This window comes from Streptomyces sp. NPDC015220 (genome assembly GCF_043079345.1).
Classification (GTDB): Bacteria; Actinomycetota; Actinomycetes; order Streptomycetales; family Streptomycetaceae; genus Streptomyces.
In genome coordinates this window covers 189968-208278 of record NZ_JBIBUK010000003.1, presented here as the reverse complement: position 1 = coordinate 208278, position 18311 = coordinate 189968, and the positions used below count along the sequence as shown (strand labels likewise).

At 71.9% G+C, this 18311-nt stretch carries 16 protein-coding genes; 7 read left to right on the top strand and 9 right to left on the bottom strand.

All coding sequences use genetic code 11. The annotated features are described in order from the left end of the window. Positions 1 to 20: 20 nt before the first annotated feature. Complete coding sequence (locus ACF061_RS10085) at positions 21 to 515, top strand: LURP-one-related/scramblase family protein (protein WP_392266360.1); 495 nt, start codon at positions 21 to 23, stop codon at positions 513 to 515. A gap of 122 nt (positions 516 to 637) precedes the next feature. Here ACF061_RS10085 and ACF061_RS10080 read toward each other — a convergent pair whose 3' ends face one another. Then, positions 638 to 1432 (bottom strand): carbon-nitrogen family hydrolase, encoded by a 795-nt coding sequence (locus ACF061_RS10080; RefSeq protein ID WP_392266359.1) that lies wholly within the window; start codon positions 1430 to 1432, stop codon positions 638 to 640. A gap of 218 nt (positions 1433 to 1650) precedes the next feature. Between ACF061_RS10080 and ACF061_RS10075 the strand changes: the two genes are divergently transcribed. Next, complete coding sequence (locus ACF061_RS10075; RefSeq protein WP_392266358.1) at positions 1651 to 2475, top strand: maleylpyruvate isomerase family mycothiol-dependent enzyme; 825 nt, start codon at positions 1651 to 1653, stop codon at positions 2473 to 2475. Positions 2476 to 2592: 117 nt separating this feature from the next. Here ACF061_RS10075 and ACF061_RS10070 read toward each other — a convergent pair whose 3' ends face one another. Both ACF061_RS10070 and ACF061_RS10065 read right to left on the bottom strand, forming a co-directional pair. Next, positions 2593 to 3909 carry a nitrate/nitrite transporter gene (locus ACF061_RS10070; protein ID WP_392266357.1) on the bottom strand — a complete coding sequence of 439 codons (1317 nt, stop codon included), beginning with the start codon at positions 3907 to 3909 and terminating at the stop codon, positions 2593 to 2595. Continuing rightward, the gene (locus tag ACF061_RS10065) at positions 3906 to 4556 is read right to left on the bottom strand and encodes a GntR family transcriptional regulator (protein WP_392266356.1); all 651 of its coding nucleotides are present in this window, start codon (positions 4554 to 4556) and stop codon (positions 3906 to 3908) included. Before ACF061_RS10065 ends, ACF061_RS10070 begins: the two co-directional genes overlap by 4 nt. Positions 4557 to 4751: 195 nt before the next feature. Between ACF061_RS10065 and ACF061_RS10060 the strand changes: the two genes are divergently transcribed. The 3 genes from ACF061_RS10060 to ACF061_RS10050 all read left to right on the top strand — a co-directional run bounded on the left by ACF061_RS10060 (position 4752) and on the right by ACF061_RS10050 (position 7582). Next, positions 4752 to 5654, top strand: a complete 903-nt coding sequence (locus ACF061_RS10060; protein ID WP_392266355.1) for a D-alanyl-D-alanine carboxypeptidase family protein — start codon at positions 4752 to 4754, stop codon at positions 5652 to 5654. Between the two features lie 134 nt (positions 5655 to 5788). Continuing rightward, a complete protein-coding gene (locus ACF061_RS10055) occupies positions 5789 to 6349 on the top strand; it encodes a hypothetical protein (protein ID WP_392266354.1) in 561 nt (186 codons plus the stop codon). 270 nt (positions 6350 to 6619) lie between these two features. Next, positions 6620 to 7582 (top strand): Bro-N domain-containing protein, encoded by a 963-nt coding sequence (locus tag ACF061_RS10050; RefSeq protein ID WP_392266353.1) that lies wholly within the window; start codon positions 6620 to 6622, stop codon positions 7580 to 7582. Positions 7583 to 7696: 114 nt separating this feature from the next. Here ACF061_RS10050 and ACF061_RS10045 read toward each other — a convergent pair whose 3' ends face one another. The 3 genes from ACF061_RS10045 to pdhA are packed head-to-tail and all read right to left on the bottom strand — an operon-like array spanning position 7697 to position 11393. Next, a complete protein-coding gene (locus ACF061_RS10045; protein ID WP_392266630.1) occupies positions 7697 to 9145 on the bottom strand; it encodes a dihydrolipoamide acetyltransferase family protein in 1449 nt (482 codons plus the stop codon). 20 nt (positions 9146 to 9165) lie between these two features. After that, positions 9166 to 10161, bottom strand: a complete 996-nt coding sequence (locus tag ACF061_RS10040; protein WP_392266352.1) for an alpha-ketoacid dehydrogenase subunit beta — start codon at positions 10159 to 10161, stop codon at positions 9166 to 9168. 2 nt (positions 10162 to 10163) lie between these two features. Beyond that, positions 10164 to 11393: a pyruvate dehydrogenase (acetyl-transferring) E1 component subunit alpha gene (gene pdhA, locus ACF061_RS10035; RefSeq protein ID WP_392266351.1), complete on the bottom strand. Its 1230-nt coding sequence runs from the start codon at positions 11391 to 11393 to the stop codon at positions 10164 to 10166. A 540-nt stretch (positions 11394 to 11933) separates the two neighbouring features. Here pdhA and ACF061_RS10030 point away from each other — a divergent pair. Then, positions 11934 to 12950, top strand: coding sequence for a phosphotransferase (locus tag ACF061_RS10030; RefSeq protein WP_392266350.1), 1017 nt, complete (start codon positions 11934 to 11936; stop codon positions 12948 to 12950). A 158-nt stretch (positions 12951 to 13108) separates the two neighbouring features. On the opposite strand, the gene ACF061_RS10025 is transcribed toward ACF061_RS10030, so the two are convergent. Next, positions 13109 to 14734: a protein kinase gene (locus ACF061_RS10025; protein ID WP_392266349.1), complete on the bottom strand. Its 1626-nt coding sequence runs from the start codon at positions 14732 to 14734 to the stop codon at positions 13109 to 13111. 478 nt (positions 14735 to 15212) lie between these two features. Here ACF061_RS10025 and ACF061_RS10020 point away from each other — a divergent pair, with 478 nt between their 5' ends. Further along, positions 15213 to 16883, top strand: a complete 1671-nt coding sequence (locus tag ACF061_RS10020; RefSeq protein WP_392266348.1) for a protein kinase — start codon at positions 15213 to 15215, stop codon at positions 16881 to 16883. 107 nt (positions 16884 to 16990) lie between these two features. Here ACF061_RS10020 and ACF061_RS10015 read toward each other — a convergent pair whose 3' ends face one another. Beyond that, positions 16991 to 17527 carry a bacterial proteasome activator family protein gene (locus ACF061_RS10015; protein WP_392266347.1) on the bottom strand — a complete coding sequence of 179 codons (537 nt, stop codon included), beginning with the start codon at positions 17525 to 17527 and terminating at the stop codon, positions 16991 to 16993. A 113-nt stretch (positions 17528 to 17640) separates the two neighbouring features. Next, positions 17641 to 18207, bottom strand: a complete 567-nt coding sequence (locus tag ACF061_RS10010) for a PadR family transcriptional regulator (RefSeq protein ID WP_392266346.1) — start codon at positions 18205 to 18207, stop codon at positions 17641 to 17643. Positions 18208 to 18311 lie beyond the last annotated feature (104 nt).

Genomic DNA, 18311 nt, shown 5'->3' with positions numbered 1-18311 from the left:
GGCGGGGAAGCGGTGAGGGCATGAGATTCCTCGTACGCGACCGGATCCTCGGCATCGGTGACGACTACTGGATCGAGGACGAGCACGGCGACAAGGTGTTCCTCGTCGACGGCAAGGCGATGCGGCTGCGGGACACCTTCGAGCTGAAGGACGCCCGGGGCCGGGTCCTCGTCGACATCCACCAGAAGATGTTCTCCCTGCGGGAGACGATGGTGATCGAGCGGGGTGGCGAGGCCCTGGCGAAGATCCGGCGCAAGCGGCTGTCGCTGCTGCGCAACCACTACCGGGTGTCCCTGACGGACGGCACCGAGCTGGACGTCAGCGGGAAGATCCTGGACCGGGAGTTCGCCGTCGAGTACGACGGCGAACTGCTGGCCGTGATCTCCCGGCGGTGGCTGAGCCTGGTGGACACCTACGGGGTCGACGTCGTACGGGAGGACGCCGACCCGGCGCTGCTGATCGCTGTGGCGGTGTGCGTGATCCACCTGGCGGAGAAGGAGCGGGACGAGGGGTAGGGCCCGCCGCCCGGATCACACCGGGCCGGCCCCGCGGCCCCGGGGCCGCTCCCCGCCGTTCCGACGACTCATCGCCGTCCCGTCCTCCCCTCACCGCCGTCCCGGCCGGGCGCCCCGGCCGCTCACCGGCGCGGCGGCTCCAGGCCCAGCACCCGGTCCTTCAGGGCCGGGAACTGCTCCCGCGTCGCCGCCACCTTCTCCGGGTCGAGGTCCACCGTGAGGACCTGCTCGTCGTGGCCCGCCTCGGCCAGGACCTCGCCCCACGGGTCCACCACGATCGAGTGACCGGCCTGCGGGACCCCGGCATGGGTCCCGGCCGTGCCGCAGGCGAGCACGAACGCCTGGTTCTCCACCGCCCGCGCCCGGGCCAGCAGCGTCCAGTGCCCGCGCCGGCGCTCGGGCCAGCCCGCCGGGATCACCAGCATCCGGGCCCCGGCGTCGACCAGGGCGCGGAAGAGTTCGGGGAACCGGAGGTCGTAACAGGTCGCCAGGCCGAGGGTGGTGTCCGGCAGACTGACCGTCACCGGCTCCTTGCCCGCCCCCATCAGCACGGCCTCGCCCTTGTCGAAGCCGAACCGGTGGATCTTGCGGTAGACGGCCGCCAGGTCGCCGGAGGGCTCGAAGACCAGTGAGGTGTTGTAGAGGGTGCCGTCGGGGGCGCGTTCGGGGATCGAGCCCGCGTGCAGCCACACGCCCGCGTCGCTCGCGGCCTTGGCCATGGCCTCGTGGGTCGGCCCCTCCAGGGGCTCGTCGGCACGGCCGAACTCCTCGAAGGCGAAGGCTCCGGTGGTCCACAGTTCCGGGAGCACGACGAGATCGGCGCCGGCCTGCTCGCGTACGAGGGCGGCCGCCCGCCGCCGTCGCGATTCGGCCGATTCGCCCTCGTCCACGGCGATCTGGATCAGCGAGGCGCGCACACTACCACCGTCCTGGCATTCGAGTTGTCCCCACGGGCCTACGATCGTCACACGAAAGCACTGCCGGGGTGCTTCACAGCAGCGTAACTTGGGGGCTGCCCTGCTCGAAGCGGAGCGAGAGCCGGGGGAAGTTTCAAGACACCGCCGACAGCAGCCACCGCCCACTGGCAATGCCGCCACAACCTGCCCGTGTACCGACCGCCGAGGGGTCCCGTTCCGTGAGTCTGCATCCCACCCTCCAGCCCTACGCCGATGCCTGGACCCACTCCGTCGAGGCGATATCCGAGCTGGTGCAGCCGCTCGTGGAGGGCGAGTGGAACCGGCGGACCCCGTGCCCCGGCTGGTCCGTCCGCGACGTGGTCTCGCACGTCATCGGCATGGACTGCGAGGCGCTGGGCGATCCGCGCCCCATCCACTCGCTGCCGCGCGATCTGTTCCACGTCACCAACCAGCACCAGCGGTACATGGAGATGCAGGTCGACGTCCGCCGCCACCACACGGCCCCGGAGATGACCTCGGAGCTCGAGTACACGGTCATCCGCCGCAACCGCCAGCTGCGCAACGAGTCCCGTGACCCGGGCGCCAAGGTGCGCGGCCCGCTCGGCGTGGAGATCACCCTCGAGGAGTCCATGCGCTACCGCGCGTTCGACATCTGGGTGCACGAACAGGACCTGCGGGCCGCCCTCGGGCGCCCCGGCAACCTGGACTCGCCCGGCGCGCACGTGGCCCGGGACTACCTCCTCGACGCCCTCCCGCGCGTGGTCGCGGAGAAGGCGGACGCCCCGCGCAGCTCGGCGATCGTCTTCGACGTGCACGGCCCGGTGGAGTTCCTCCGCACCATCCGCGTCGACATCCAGGGCCGCGGCACCCTGGAGACGGTCCCCGCGCTGGGTCCGGCCGCCTCCCTCACCCTCGACTGGGAGACCTACGTCCGCCTCGCCTGCGGCCGGGTCACGCCCGAGGCGGTGAAGGACCGGGTGAAGACGGAGGGCGACCCGGACCTGGCGGCGGCCATCCTGAGGAACTTCGCGGTCACGGCCTGAGCCCGCTCCCGGGCGGCCGGGCCGGGGCTTCCTGCTCGAAAGGCCCGGGGGGCGCGCCTTCGCCGGCGGCACGATCGACCCCTGCCGCTCGCACCGGTCCGGCCCGGCGCCGCGCCCTCACGCGGGGACGTGCACGGTCTCCACCCGGCTCGCCACCAGCCGCTCCCGCTCCCGCCGGGCCGCCCGCCCGCGCAGCCGCAGGATCTGCCCGACGCCGAGCGCCTGGAGGACGAACACGGCGGAGAAGGCGACCCGGTAGTCGTCGTCCGTCGCGTCCAGCAGCACACCGATCGCGAACAGCGTCGTCATCGAGGCGACGAAGCCGCCCATGTTGGTGATGCCGGAGGCGGTCCCCTGCCGCTCCGCCGGATTCGCGGGCCGCGCGAAGTCGAACCCGATCATCGAGGCGGGTCCGCACGCCCCGAGCACCACGCACAGCACCACCAGCAGCCACATCGGCGCGCGGCCGCCGGGGTACGCCAGCGTCGCCGCCCACATGACCGCCGTGGCCGCCACCGTGCCGAGGGCCAGCGGCAGCCGCGCCGCGTGGTGCCGGGCGATGATCTGCCCGTAGACGAGGCCCACGGCCATGTTCGACAGCACGACGAGGGTGAGCAGCTCCCCGGCGGTCGCCCGGGACAGTCCCTGCGCCTCCACCAGGAAGGGCAGCCCCCACAGCAGCAGGAACACCATCGCCGGGAACTGGGTGGTGAAGTGCACCCACATCCCGAGCCGGGTGCCCGGTTCCCGCCAGGAAGCGGCGATCTGCCGGCGCACGTACGCGGCGCCCTGGTGCGGCAGCGGCGCCGGCTCGAAGCCCTCGGGGTGGTCCCTCAGGAAGAGGACCAGCAGCACCAGCACCACCACGCCGGCCAGCGCGCTGCCCGCGAAGGCCCAGGTCCAGCCCAGGCCGTGCAGCATCCGGGCCAGCACCAGCGTGGACACCAGGTTGCCGGCCATGCCGACCAGTCCGGCGAGCTGCGCGACCAGCGGACCGCGCCGGGCGGGGAACCAGCGGGTGCCCAGCCGCAGCACGCTGATGAACGTCATGGCGTCGCCGCAGCCGAGCAGCGCCCGGGAGGCGAGCGCGGCGCCGTACGACGACGAGAAGGCGAAGCCGAGCTGACCGGCCGTGAACAGTACGACACCGATGCCCAGCACCCTCTTGGTGCCGAGCCGGTCGACCAGCAGGCCGACGGGTATCTGCATGCCCGCGTAGACGAGCAGTTGGAGGATCGAGAAGGTGGACAGCGCCGAGGCGCCCACGTCGAACCGTTCGGCGGCGTCGAGCCCGGCCACGCCCAGCGAGGTGCGGAAGATGACGGCGACGAAGTAGACGGCGACGCCGATGCTCCACACGGCGACGGCACGCCGCCCGCCGGGTGGGTCGCCGGGCAGCGTCACGGCGGCCGTGGATCCGGTCGTGGAGCTCATCGGACCTCACCCCGGGCCAGGTTGGAGAACCAGCTGACGTGCCCGTGAACGATCGCGGCGGCGGCCTCGGCGTCCCCGGACCGCAGGGCCTGGAGGATCTCCTCGTGCTCGGTGAGCGTCTTGGCGATCCGGTCGGGGTGGGAGTGCATGACGGCGACGCCCATGCGCAGTTGCCGGTCGCGCAACTGGTCGTAGAGGCGCGAGAGGATCTCGTTGCCGCCGCTGCGGACGATCTCGGCGTGGAAGCAGCGGTCGGTGACGGCCGCGGCGGCGAAGTCACCGTCGGCGGCCTGCCGCTTCTGCTGTTCGAGCAGTTCCTCCAGCCGCTCGACGAGCCCGGCCGGGGCGGGCACGGCCTTCCTGACGGCGTGCCCCTCCACCAGTTGCCGGGTCTCGACGACGTCCGCGATCTCCTGCGCGGAGACCGGCAGGACCAGCGCCCCCTTCTTCGGGTAGAGCTTGAGCAGCCCCTCGACCTCCAGCCGCAGCAGCGCCTCGCGCACCGGAGTGCGCGAAACGCCGACGGCCTCGGCCAGTTCGCCCTCGGTCAGCAGCGTTCCGCCCTGGTAACGGCGGTCGAGGACGGCTTCCTTGACATGGGTGTACACACGGTCGGCGGCGGGGGGCCGTTTCACGGACAGGCTCATGCCCACAGCTTAGATACAACACGTGCACAAGATGTGCCCCGTCCAGCATGCGGACCGCGCGGACCGGCCGGGAACCCGGCCCGGCAATCGCACAACCATCTGTGCTAGTTACGAGTCAGACATGTGCGGCCCCACTTCGTGGGCACCCAACTTCGCCGCACCACAGGGGCATTCGACGTATTCGGGGTACCTCACTTGAAAACCGGCATCCAGGCCATCCGTCTCCGCCGAGCGGCCGCCGTCGCCATGACCACCGGCGCCGTGCTCGCCGCCGGGGCGCTCACCGCCGCGCCCGCTCAGGCCGTCACCGCGCCGTCGATCGTGGCCAAGGGCGGCTACGCGATGAACAACGCCAACGGCTCGACGCTCTACACCAAGGCCGCGGACACCAAACTGTCCACCGGCTCCACCACCAAGATCATGACCGCGAAGGTCGTGCTGGCGCAGTCGAACCTCAACCTCGACGCCAAGGTCACCATCCAGAAGGCGTACAGCGACTACGTCGTGAAGAACAACGCCTCCCAGGCCCACCTCATCGTGGGCGACAAGGTGACCGTCCGTCAGCTCCTCTACGGCCTGATGCTGCCCTCGGGCTGCGACGCCGCCTACGCGCTGGCCGACAAGTACGGCACGGGCTCGACGATGTCCGCGCGCGTGAAGTCCTTCATCGGCAAGATGAACAGCTCCGCCAAGAGCCTCGGCCTGAAGAACACGCACTTCGACTCGTTCGACGGCATCGGCAACGGCAACAACTACTCGACGCCGCGCGACCTGACGAAGATCGCCAGCAGCGCGATGAAGAACGCCAACTTCCGCGCGATCGTGAAGACCAAGTCGTACACGGCCAAGACCGTCACCAAGACGGGCAGCACCCGCACGATGGCCACCTGGACGAACACCAACACGCTGCTCGGCAGCTACAAGGGCGCCATCGGCGTGAAGACCGGCTCCGGCCCCGAGGCCAAGTACTGCCTGGTCTTCGCGGCCACCCGGGGCACCAAGACCGTCATCGGCACGGTCCTGGCCTCCTCGTCGATCAACCAGCGCGCCGCGGACTCCACGAAGATCCTGAACTACGGCTTCGCCCGTCTGGGCTGACGCCGACCGTGAAGTGAGGGGCCTGCCGCCGGTGCTCGGCGGCGGGCCCTTTTTCCGTCCGCGGCCGCCGCTTCGCACCCGCGCCCGGACGCCGGGCCCCGGGGCGAGCGCCCGCCCGCCATGGGGAGGAATCCTTGCTCGACGCCGAATCCTGGAAGGTGGCGGTGCTGGACCTGCTCGGCGGCACCTGCGGTTTCGCACGGGTCGGTCCGCGGCGGCACCGGGACTGGCGACGGGACGTGGCATCGACCATGGCGCTCAGGTCGGACGATCCACGCCGCTGGTACTCGCTCAGCGCACCGCCGGCGGTCGAGGGGGACCGCAGCGGCATCGGCGCTCCCTTCATGCTCTGGAGCGCCGAGCAGATCGGCGCCGCCCTCACCGGGATCGACGGGGCCCGCGCCACTCGGCTGCTCATCGCGCTCCAGGGGGAGCCCCACTACCAGGCGGCCCACATTCCGGACTTCGCGAACCGGCGGGACGCTCTGTTCAGGAGCGCGCGGCACGTCCTGTCCAGGTTCGGCCCGTCGGCCCGGTTCCTCACCAACGCCTCGGGTGCCTGCGCGGATCCGGACGCCGACTGGCTGAACCCCGACACCCAGTGGGAGTGCCTGTCCGTCCACACCACCGACTGCGGCCTGGTGGCGGTCTCCGACGACGAGGTGGGGGTCTTCTGGGCGTTCTGGGAGGACTGAGCGCGGCCGGCGGCCCGGAGGGGACGCGCTCGTGCTCCTCCGCGTACGCCACGCCGTCGACCGTATGCTCGTCCGGCGCACACGACGCCCTGCTCATCCGGGTCGCCGACGACTGATCCGGCGGGCACCTCCCCCTCGCCCGGCGTCATACACGCTCCCCCGGCGCACTGAGGTACTTCTGACGATCTTCCCTCGCAATCGTGAACATCCCCGGGCGAACTGGCATATGCACTTTTCTTCGATCTACCTTCCGCAGCGGAGGTGGTTCACATGAACGAACCCAGCGAACAGCCCGACGCGGGCAGGCGCCACGAGGCGATCGACATCAGCGACTTCGTGTACGCGGCGACCGGTGACCGGGTCCGCCGGCTGACGATGCCGGACGGAAGCCATTGGTTCCCGGCGGTGGACGTCTGCAGGCGATTGGGGCACACCAATCCGCACAAGGCACTCTCCGACCACGTCCCGGAAGGCCATCGAGAAATTCTCGAGACCCTAACTGGAGGTTACGGTCTCAGCGTTCCCGCAGGCAGAGAGTGGCGTCGAGACCTGAACGTCATCTCTCTGCGGGGTCTCGTCCTCCTCGTCAACGCCTGCACCAAGCCCGCCTGCGCGCCCTTCAAGCAGTGGGTCGCCGAGGTCATCGAGACAGTGCAGCGGGAGGGGTCCTACAGCCTGGACGAGGCCCCGGTGCAGCCGACCGGCCCGGGCGCGCCCGTCGCGTACGTCATGCCGCAGCAGGTCGTGGACGCCATCGTGCGACTCGAGGCGCACAACCTCCGGGTGGACGAGGAGCTCGCCGCCGCCCAGCGCGAATCGGTCGCTTTGCACAAGGAGATGGTCGCGACGCAGCGCGCCATGCTGGCCACGCAGCAGGCCGTCGTCCGAGCCGTGGAACGCATCGCCGACCGACTCGACGTCCTGGCCCCCGATCACCCCGTGCCGCCCACCCGGGCCCTCGCCGACCGGCCGACCACGGAGTCCGTGCTGGCCGACTGGCGGCAGCGGCTGTCGGTGACGGAGGACGTGTGGACGGTGGCCGTGGTGATCGCCCCGGTCCTCGTGGAGGAGGGCGAGCTCCGTCAGCCGCTCGACGCCATCGCGGCCCGTACCGGTCTGCCGGCGCGCCGCGTCAACGAGTGCCTGCGCATGCTGCGCAAGCACGCCTGCATCCGCTCACGGGGCGCGGCCGAGGACGGAGCGCCCGTGTACGTGCTCGACCGGTCGTCCTGACCGGGGCCGCACGGCCGGATCGGAGCCGTGCCGACGGGAAGAGCGGAGGGGGCGGTCGCAAGCCAAAGTCGCGGCCGTCCCCTCCACACGCTCGACGTTATCCGGTCCGGGCCGTCACGCCCAGGTGATCAGCCTCTTCGGCTGCTCCAGGATCGCCGCCACGTCCGCCAGCACCTTCGAGCCGAGTTCTCCGTCGACCAGGCGGTGGTCGAAGGAGAGGGCCAGGGTGGTGACCTGACGGGGCTTGACCTTGCCCTTGTGGACCCACGGCTGGAGCTTGATCGCGCCGACCGCGAGGATCGCGGACTCGCCCGGGTTGAGGAGCGGCGTGCCGGTGTCGACGCCGAAGACGCCGACGTTGGTGATCGTCACCGTGCCGCCCTGCATCGCCGCCGGGGACGTCTTGCCCTCGCGTGCCGTCGCCACCAGCTCGCCGAGCGCCGCCGAGAGCTGCGGGAGCGTCTTGGCGTGGGCGTCCTTGATGTTGGGGACGATCAGACCGCGCGGGGTGGCCGCCGCGATGCCCAGGTTGACGTAGTGCTTGAGGACGATCTCCTGGTTGGCCTCGTCCCAGGAGGCGTTGATGTCCGGGTTGCGCTTGATCGCCACCAGCAGCGCCTTGGCGATCAGCAGGAGCGGGTTCACCCGCAGGCCCGCGAACTCCTTGTCCTGCTTCAGCTCCTCGACGAGCTTCATCGTGCGCGTCACGTCCACCGTCACGAACTCCGTGACGTGCGGCGCGGTGAACGCCGAGCCGACCATCGCCGCCGCCGTCGCCTTGCGGACACCCTTCACCGGGATCCGCGTCTCGCGTGCCGTGTCGTAGGACGCCACCGGCGCCGCGGGCGTCTGGACCGCCCGGTCGGCCTGGGCCGTCCCGGACTCCGCCGCCACGGCCGGTTCCGGGGCCTGCGGAGCCGCCACGGCGGCGTGCACGTCCTCGCGCGTGATGACGCCGTCGGGGCCCGACGGGACCACCGTCGTGAGGTCCACGCCCAGGTCCTTGGCCAGCTTGCGCACCGGCGGCTTCGCCAGCGGCCGGTCCTTCGCGACGGCGGGCGCGGCCGGCGCGGCGCTGCCGTTCAGCTCCGACTGCACCGCGGCCTGGCCCCGGTCCACCCGGACCTCGGGGCCCTTGCGCGGGCGTCGCCTGGTGGCGGACGTCGAGACGCCGTAGCCCACGAGCACCGGCTGGCGGCCCTCCGGCTTCGGCTCCTGCGGCTCGGCCGCCGCCGGGGCGGCCTGGGACGGGACCTCCGCCGGGACCTCCGCCGGGGCCTCGGCCGGGGCGCCGCCGCCCGCCACCGCCACCGCCACCGCGATGATGGCGGTGCCCACGTCCACCGTGGTGCCCTCGGGGAAGTGGAGTTCGCGGACCACGCCGTCGTAGGGGATGGGCAGTTCGACGGCCGCCTTGGCGGTCTCGACCTCGCAGACCACCTGGCCGTCGGTGACCGTGTCACCCGGCTGGACGTACCACTTGAGGATCTCTGCCTCGGTCAGCCCCTCGCCGACGTCCGGCATCCTGAACTCGCGCACGGACGCCACCGACGCTCCAGTCATCGTCGTCACGAACCTCTCCCTCAGTACGCCAGCGAGCGGTCGACGGCGTCGAGCACGCGGTCCAGGTCCGGCAGGTACGACTCCTCCAGGCGCGCCGGCGGATACGGCGCGTGGTAGCCGCCGACCCGCAGGACCGGGGCCTCCAGGTGGTAGAAGCAGCGCTCGGTGATCCGGGCGGCGATCTCCGCGCCGGAGCCGAAGAAGACCGGGGCCTCGTGGACCACCACCAGGCGGCGGGTCTTCTCCACCGACGCCTGGATGGAGTCGAAGTCGATCGGGGAGACCGAGCGCAGGTCCAGGACCTCCAGGGACTTGCCCTCCTCGGCGGCGGCCGCGGCGACCTCCTGGCACAGCTTCACCATCGGGCCGTAGGCCGCCAGGGTCAGGTCGGCGCCCTCGCGGACGACCTGCGCCTTGTGCAGCGGGCTGGGGATGGCCTCGGTGCTGACCTCGCCCTTGTCCCAGTAGCGGCGCTTGGGCTCGAAGTAGATCACCGGGTCGTCGCTCTGGATGGCCTGCTGCATCATCCAGTAGGCGTCCGAGGCGTTGGAGGGGCTGACCACCTTCAGACCCGCGACGTGCGCGAAGAGGGCCTCGGGGGACTCCGAGTGGTGCTCCACCGCGCCGATGCCGCCGCCGTAGGGGATGCGGACCACGACGGGGAGCTTGACCTTGCCCAGGGAGCGGGCGTGCATCTTCGCGAGCTGCGTGACGATCTGGTCGTACGCCGGGAAGACGAAGCCGTCGAACTGGATCTCGACCACCGGGCGGTAGCCGCGCAGGGCGAGGCCGATCGCCGTGCCGACGATGCCGGACTCGGCGAGCGGGGTGTCGATGACGCGGCTCTCGCCGAAGTCCTTCTGCAGGCCGTCCGTCACCCGGAACACGCCGCCGAGCTTGCCGACGTCCTCGCCCATGACGAGGACCTTCGGGTCGTTCTCCAGGGCACGGCGCAGCGACTCGTTGATCGCCTTGGCCAGGGCCATGTTCTTCAATGTCACAGCCTCCGCAGCCATGCTCAGACCCCCTCTGCGTCCGCGAACGACGCCTGGTAGGCGGCGAACTGGGCTCGCTCCTCGTCGACGAGCGCGTGCCCGTCCGCGTACACGTTCTCGAAGATGGCGAAGTGGTCCGGGTCGGGCATGGCACGGACCGCTTCGCGCACTCGCCTGCCCAACGTCTCGCTCTCTGCCTCGAGTTCCGCGAAGAATCCCTCGTCAGCGTGGTTCGCCGCCTCCAGGTGGCGGCGCAGGCGCAGGATCGGGTCCTTCGCCTCCCAGGCGGCCCGCTCGTCGTCGTGGCGGTAGCGGGTGGGGTCGTCGGAGGTGGTGTGGGCGCCCATGCGGTACGTGTACGCCTCCACCAGGGTGGGGCCCTCGCCGGAGCGGGCGCGCTCCAGCGCCCACTTGGTGACCGCGAGGCAGGCCAGTACGTCGTTGCCGTCGACGCGCACGCCCGGGAAGCCGAATCCCTGCGCGCGCTGGTAGAGCGGCACCCGGGTCTGCTTCTCGGTCGGCTCGGAGATCGCCCACTGGTTGTTCTGGCAGAAGAACACCACGGGGGCGTTGTAGACCGCGGAGAAGGTGAAGGACTCCGCCACGTCGCCCTGGCTGGAGGCGCCGTCGCCGAAGTAGGCGATGACCGCCGAGTCCGCGCCGTCCTTGGCCACGCCCATCGCGTAGCCGGTGGCGTGCAGCGCCTGGGAGCCGATGACGATCGTGTAGAGGTGGAAGTTGTTGCTGTTGGGGTCCCAGCCGCCGTTGTTCACACCGCGGAACATGCCGAGCAGGTTGGTCGGGTCGACCCCGCGGCACCAGGCGACGCCGTGCTCGCGGTAGGTCGGGAAGACGTAGTCGTCCTCACGGGTGGCCCGGCCGGAGCCGATCTGGGCGGCCTCCTGGCCGAGCAGCGACGCCCACAGTCCCAGTTCGCCCTGGCGCTGCAGGGCGGTGGCCTCGGCGTCGAAGCGGCGGGTGAGCACCATGTCGCGGTACAGGCCGCGGAGCTCCTCGGGGGTGATGCCGGCGACGTACTTGTCGTACTCGGCGTTCTTGACGCGCTTCCCCTCGGGGGTCAGCAGCTGCACGAGCTCAGGTTCGGCGGCGTTCGCGGCGCCGGCGCCCTTCTTGGCGGTCGTGCGGGTGGTGCGCTTGGTACCGGTGGTGCCGGCTGCCTTCGTGCCGGTCGTACCGGCCTTGCTCCCGGCGCTGCGTCGCGATGTGCGCGCGGCAGTGCTCTCCACGGTCACGTGTGCTCCTCCGTCGGTCCGGCCCCCGGGGTTGCCGGTAGGCCAGTGCGGCTCACCTGTTTTGGACCACGGGGCACGGGGTGGGTGCCACTCGGCCGGGAACAGGCGTGACAGGTGCCCCGGCGAGCGCCCTGCAACAGTCACGTTACCCAGTGCTCCACATTTATGTGAAACCCCACCTGACCTGCGTGTTTCCTTGGATTTCCAAGTATTTTCACTTGGACGTCCAAGTACCTCGCCGGGCATCTGGGGCAGCCGCTGGTCACAGCCTTGCAGGGGGCCGGAACACCGGCACGTTATCCCGGTCACCCCCACGTCGGGAAGGGCCGACGGCCGACCGGAGACATCCGTGCCGACGGAGCCCGGCGCAGGCCGGCGGACGTCCGGAGAGGCCGGGCGGCACGGGCACGGCGGACCGGGGCCGACGACCCCGAGTGACCGATTGCGACCGCGGACGACTGTGTGTGACAAGGCCCAGCTCACGGGCTCGATCATTGCCCTACCATCTGGCGCGTGCCGCGCTCATGTGTACCACCCCCCGTGCCCCATGCGCCCCCTCTGCGGGCCTTACTGCGCCAGTACGCGGCCGGCTCCGCCCTCACCTGCGAACCGGTCGACCAGGGCCTGCTGAACCGCGGCTACCTGCTGCGCACGACCCGCGGCCGCTACTTCCTGAAGCACCACTTCGACCCCGACACCGCCGATCCCGCGTCGATCGCCCGGCAGCACCGCGCCACCCAGCGCCTGGCCGACCTGGGCGTCCCGGTGGCGCCCGCGCTGGCCGGCCGCGACGGTCGCACGGTCGCCGTCGTCGGCGGCCACGCCTACGCCCTGCACCCCTGGGTCGACGGCCGGCACCGGCACGGCGGGCAGCTCACCACCGGCCAGTGCACCCGCCTCGGCGGGCTCCTCGGGGCCGTGCACGCCTGCCTGGAGCGCGTGATGCCGCCCAAGAGGCACACCCGTCCCGCCGCCGGCCCGCACCCCGTCGAGAGCGCCGACCCCACCGACACCTTCGCCCTGATCGACGACCTGCTCGGGCACGTCCGCCGCCACCGGCCCCCGGACGCCTTCGACGCGCTGGCCCGGCACCGGCTGCTGGAGCGCCGCGCGCTGCTCGAACAGCACACCGGCCGACGGCCTCCGCCGGGCGGCCCGGTGGGCTGGGTGCACGGCGACTTCCACCCCTTCAACCTGCTCTACAAGGGCGACGCACCGGCCGCGATCGTCGACTGGGACCGGCTCGGCGTGCAACCGCGCGCGGAGGAGGCGGTACGCGCCGCCGCGATCTTCTTCGTACGGCCGGCCGGCACCCTGGACCTGCCGAAGATCAGGGCCTACGCGCGCGCGTACCGGCGTGCGGCCCGCGCCACGCCCTCGGAGCTCGCGGCGGCCGTGCACCGCGTCTGGTGGGAGCGCCTGAACGACTTCTGGATGCTGCGCTGGCACTACGAGCGCGGCGACACCCGCGCGGACCCGCAGTTCCCGGCCGCCTCCGCGCTGGTGGTGTGGTGGACCCGCGAGTACGACGCGGTGTGCGGGGCGTTCACGGAGTGACCGCGCGCCGGGTGGCCGGGCCAAACACCCGGGCGGGGCCGGGCGCGGTGACCGGGGGAGCGACCAGGCGGGAGTCCGCGCGCGGTGACCGGGCCGGGCGGACGACGCGCGCGCGTGGCGCCTGTCACGGCTCCACGCGCGCGTTGGGGACGGGTCGGTCAGCCCGCGTTCCCGCCTCCGGGGTTCACCGGGGGCGGGGTGACGTCACCGCCGCCGGCCCCGCCCGGATCGGTCGTCGGGTCGGTGTTGCCGCCACCGGTGTCCGGGGAGGAGGGCTGCGTCGGCGGAGGCTCCTGCGTGTCGGAGCTCGGCGGGTCCGACGGCTCGTTCGACGGCTCGTGGGTCGTCGACTGCGACTGGGTGTACGAGGGCTGCTGCGACGGTGCGTGGTTCCAGCCCCCGCCGCTGTTCGACCCGCTGCCCGTCTCCGTCGACTGGTCCGAGGACTGGTGCGAGGACTGGTCGCTCTGGGAGGGGCTGGGCTGCTCTTCCTCGGTGGACTGCGAGGCCGACGGCGACTTGGTGGTGCGGGTGCCACCGCCGCCGCTGCCGCCGCTGTCACCGGTCTGCTGCATCGCCAGCGCCACGCCCGCCGCGATGGCGATCACCGCCAGCACGGCGAGGATCCACAGCTTCCCGCGGCCGCTGCCCTGGTTGCCGTGCCCCTCGAAGCCGCCGTCGTCGCCGTTCCCGTACCCGGGGGGCAGGATCGGCTGCGGGATCTGCGTGGTGCCGGCGTGGCCTTCGCCGGAGTGCGGCAGCACGGTGGTGCTCGCGTAGCCCGCCGCCGGGGTGTGCCGGCCGTCGGGCGCCGCCACCGGGCCGGTGTTCCAGGTGCCGGTGTGGCCGCCCTGGTCGTAGAGCATCTGCAGCGCGTACTGGGCCAGTCCGCGCATCTCCTCGGCCGTCTGGAACCGGTCGTCGGGCTCCTTGGCCAGCGAACGCATGACCAGGCCGTCCAGCTCCGGCGGGCAGCCGCCGTCCGAGGTCACCGACGGCGGCACCGGCATGTCCTGGACGTGCTGGTAGACCACGGACAGCGGGGTCTCGCCGGTGAACGGAGGGCGCAGCGCCAGGAGTTCGTACAGCAGGCAGCCGGTCGCGTACAGGTCGGACCGGTGGTCGACGGCCTTGCCGAGCGCCTGCTCCGGGGAGAGGTACTGCGGGGTGCCCATGACCATGCCGGTCTGCGTCATCGTCGTGGACGCCCCGTGCAGGGCGCGGGCGATGCCGAAGTCCATCACCTTCACGGCGCCGTTGTCGGTGATGATGACGTTGGCCGGCTTGATGTCGCGGTGGACGATGCCGTGCTGGTGCGAGTAGGCCAGCGCCTCCAGCACCCCGGAGACGATGATCAGGGCCTGCTCGGGGCCCGGCGCCTCCGCGTTGAGCAGCAGGTCGCGGATGGTGTGGCCCTCGACCAGCTCCATCACGATGTACGGCACCGACTGACCGCCGACGAAGTCCTCGCCGGAGTCGTACACGGCGACGATCGCGTGGTGGTTGAGACCGGCCACGGACTGCGCCTCACGCGTGAAGCGCGCCTTGGAGACGGGGTCCTCGGCCAGGTCGGCGCGGAGCAGTTTGACGGCCACGGTGCGGCCGAGCCGCACGTCCTCGGCCGCGAACACCTCGGCCATGCCGCCCCGGCCGAGTCGGTGGGTCAGCCGGTACCGGCCGTCGCCGACCAGGCCGCCGTTGCCCCACGCCTCCGGCGTTTCCGACATGCCGCCGCCAGTCGCCTCGGGGTCGGACGGGCCCTGGGCGCGCTGCGTCTGTGCCATCAGTCCTCGCCGTTGTGTCTGCCCGCGGTGCGCGGTGTTGTCACGGTCTCCGTCGGCCACGCTACAGGCTCGGCGCAAGCCGCCGGTCCAGGTTCGCCGCGGGGACCGGTCCGGGACGGACCGGCCATCAAACCCCGAGCGGCCGTGCTCGTGCAAATCCCGTGTACCGGCCGAACGCCCGCTGTAACGCTTCCGCGACGCTTCTTTCGCGTACGGTCACGGAACGGGCACCGAGCTTGACGTGTCGGTGCCCTGGGGCAGACTTGGCCGGGAATAACGCATTCGATCATCGGGATCCGGTCACGAATCCCGGTCGTACGGCCCGGTCGCACGGTCCGGCCACCCGGTCCGGTCGCGCGGTCGGTCGGGCGGTCCGGCCACGGGATCGGCCGCGACCGGTCACCGACCGGTCGACGGACAGCCGATCGCGCGAGCACAGCAGCCGCTGCCCCGCGCGTGCCTATGGGGGACGCAGAAGATGAGCCAGGACGGCGCACAGGGCCGGTTCGCGGGGCGGGCACTGGCCGGCGGCCGCTACCAGCTGCGCGACTTGCTCGGCGAGGGCGGCATGGCCTCGGTGCACCTCGCCTACGACGCCGTGCTCGACCGCCAGGTGGCGATCAAGACGCTCCACACCGAGCTGGGCCGCGAACCGGCGTTCCGCGAGCGGTTCCGCCGCGAGGCCCAGGCAGTGGCGAAGCTCACGCACACCAACATCGTCTCCGTCTTCGACACCGGCGAGGACGAACTGGACGGCATGGCGACGCCGTACATCGTCATGGAGTACATCGAGGGCCGGCCGCTGGGCTCGGTGCTCGAGCAGGACGTCCGGCAGTACGGCGCGATGCCCGTCGACAAGGCCCTGAAGGTCACCGCGGACGTGCTCGCCGCGCTGGAGATCAGCCATGAGATGGGGCTGGTCCACCGGGACATCAAGCCGGGCAACGTGATGACGACCAAGCGCGGCGTCGTCAAGGTCATGGACTTCGGCATCGCCCGCGCCATGCAGTCCGGCGTCACCTCGATGACCCAGACCGGCATGGTCGTCGGCACCCCGCAGTACCTCTCGCCGGAACAGGCGCTGGGCCGGGGCGTGGACGCCCGCTCCGACCTGTACTCGGTCGGCATCATGCTCTTCCAGCTCGTCACCGGACGGCTCCCGTTCGACGCCGACTCGCCGCTGGCCATCGCGTACGCGCATGTGCAGGAGGAGCCGGTCGCGCCCTCCTCGATCAACCGCTCCCTGCCCCCGGCGGTGGACGCGCTGGTCGCCCGCGCGCTGCGGAAGAACCCCAACGAGCGCTTCCCGAACGCCGAATCCATGCGCGACGAGTGCCTGCGCGTGGCGGCCTCCTTCCAGGCGGCCCCGCCCAGCATCGTCCCGGGCGCCCAGACGCCCAGCGGCGCGGGCGTCGGCTCCGCCGTCTTCCCCCCGGTCGACACCGCCCCGCCGCCCGTGGGCAGCGTGCAGACGCCGTACCAGCCCACCCCGGCCCACGCGCCGACGCCGCACCCGAACCCGTACGGGGCCCCGGCGCCGGCGATGCCGTCGCCGGGGTACGGCTATCCGCAGCAGGGCGGCTACCCGGCGGCGCCCGGCCCGAGCGGGTACCCGCCGCAGCAGGCCGCGACGCCGCCGTACAACATCACGCCCCCGCCCCCCGCCTCCTCCGGCCCCTCGCAGGGCGGCAGGGGCGGCAACAAGCCGGTCGTCATCGGCTCGATCGTGGTCGCCGTCGTGGCGGTCGGCGGTCTGCTCGCCGCGCTGCTGGTGAACGGCGGCGGCGGTGACGACACCGAGGGCGGCGGCAGTGGGAGCAGCGCGAGCGCGTCGGCGACCGGTCATCCCTCGGGCTACCGCGGGCCGGACCCGTCGAAGACGATCGACAAGGAGAAGTGCGCCGAGCCGCAGGAGTCGTACGACGACCCGGACAAGATCCGGGTGCCGAACTTCCAGTTCAAGTACATCAAGTCGGTGAAGACCTGCCTCCAGGCCGCGGGCTGGAGGCTGAGCGTCAAGTACCAGGACGACAACACCTGGGGTGACGGCACCGTCCTGAACCAGTTCCCCGCCGCCGACACGGACGTGGATCCGAAGGAGATGCCGACCATCGAGCTCAGCGTCTCGACCGGCAACCCGCCCCAGTGACCGGAGCCCGGCCGCCGACGACTCGGCGCTCCCCGTGAGCCGGATCACCACACGCGTTCGGGGCCCGGCGCTCGTCCGCCGGGCCCCTAACACGTCGTCCTGAGGGCCTACAGGTACGGGCCGCCCGTGCGGGCGCCCGGGTGGCCGTCCTCGCCGTCGTGGCCGACGCCCGGCGGGAGGGCCCGGCGCATCTGCTCCAACTGGGCCCGGGCGGCCATCTGCTGGGCGAACAGGGTCGTCTGGATCCCGTGGAAGAGGCCCTCCAGCCAGCCCACCAGCTGCGCCTGCGCGATGCGCAGTTCGGCGTCGCTGGGCACGCTCTCGTCCGTGAAGGGCAGGGAGAGCCGCTCCAGCTCCTCCACGAGCTCCGGCGCCAGCCCGTCCTCCAGCTCCTTCACCGAGCTGGCGTGGATCTCCTTCAGCCGGGCCCGGCTGGCCTCGTCCAGAGGAGCGGCGCGCACCTCCTCGAGGAGCTGCTTGATCATGCTGCCGATCCGCATGACCTTGGCGGGCTGCTCCACCTGCTCCGTCACCGGGGTCTCACGGGAATCGTCGTCCCCACCGCCGCCGAGTGCCATGCCGTCCTGGCCCACGACCAGGATCTGCGGATTCTCCGGCGACCGTTCGTTCCTCGGCATCTCCATGCGGCCATTCTCTCGCACCTGTGCGTCACACCTTCCAGGTGCCCCCTGCGGAAGGTGATCCACCCTGTACGCAGCGATTCCGGCACAACGAGTGAGCCCGGGTCGGGCGGCCCTCACTCCCCCCTCCCGGCGCCGTCGGCGCCCTCCGGGAGGTGCAGGCGCAGCAGGCGGGCCGCACAGTGGTCCAGCCAGCGCGACTCGGCCTCCGCGTGGCAGATCCGCTGCTCCAGCACCAGCAGCCGGGCCACCTCCTCGGGACGCCCGGGCCGCGCCGCCAGGACCTCGGCCCGCTGCCGTACGTAGTCCTGGAGCGCCCCGGACACGTGCCGGCGCTGCGCCTCGACGACCTCGCGCACGTCGACGCCGGGCGCCGCCACCGCCAGCACCAGCTTGACGGCCAGCTCGTCGCGGGGCGGCGCCGTGCGCTCCACCGGCCGCACGAACCACGCCCGCAGTTCGGCGCGGCCCTCCTCGGTCAGCGCGTACATCACCCGTCCGGCCGCGTCCACGCCCTCCCGGGCGACCAGGCCGTCCCGTTCCAGGCCGCCCAGCGTGGCACTGACCCGCCCCGGGTCCAGCGGCCAGGCCGCCCCCGTGCGGGCCTCGAACTCGGTGCGGATCCAGGAGCCGTGGCGGGGTCCGGCCTCCAGGAGCGCCAGCAGCCCGTGACGTATCGACATAACCGGATTGTGCAGCGGTTCCGGCTCGGCGGCCGGTCCCGGAATGCCCCGGTTTCCCATTTATGTGATCGTTGTCCCCAACACGCCGTCGCACCATCGCACGA

Excerpts from the sequence above, each read along its gene's own strand:
- ACF061_RS10085 (WP_392266360.1), top strand. The coding sequence starts at position 21 with ATGAGATTCCTCGTACGCGACCGGATCCTCGGCATCGGTGACGACTAC.
- ACF061_RS10070 (WP_392266357.1), bottom strand. The coding sequence starts at position 3,909 with ATGAGCTCCACGACCGGATCCACGGCCGCCGTGACGCTGCCCGGCGAC.
- ACF061_RS10065 (WP_392266356.1), bottom strand. The coding sequence starts at position 4,556 with ATGAGCCTGTCCGTGAAACGGCCCCCCGCCGCCGACCGTGTGTACACC.
- ACF061_RS10050 (WP_392266353.1), top strand. The coding sequence starts at position 6,620 with ATGAACGAACCCAGCGAACAGCCCGACGCGGGCAGGCGCCACGAGGCG.
- ACF061_RS10045 (WP_392266630.1), bottom strand. The coding sequence starts at position 9,145 with ATGACTGGAGCGTCGGTGGCGTCCGTGCGCGAGTTCAGGATGCCGGAC.
- ACF061_RS10040 (WP_392266352.1), bottom strand. The coding sequence starts at position 10,161 with ATGGCTGCGGAGGCTGTGACATTGAAGAACATGGCCCTGGCCAAGGCG.
- ACF061_RS10025 (WP_392266349.1), bottom strand. The coding sequence starts at position 14,734 with ATGGCACAGACGCAGCGCGCCCAGGGCCCGTCCGACCCCGAGGCGACT.
- ACF061_RS10020 (WP_392266348.1), top strand. The coding sequence starts at position 15,213 with ATGAGCCAGGACGGCGCACAGGGCCGGTTCGCGGGGCGGGCACTGGCC.
- ACF061_RS10015 (WP_392266347.1), bottom strand. The coding sequence starts at position 17,527 with ATGGAGATGCCGAGGAACGAACGGTCGCCGGAGAATCCGCAGATCCTG.
- ACF061_RS10010 (WP_392266346.1), bottom strand. The coding sequence starts at position 18,207 with ATGTCGATACGTCACGGGCTGCTGGCGCTCCTGGAGGCCGGACCCCGC.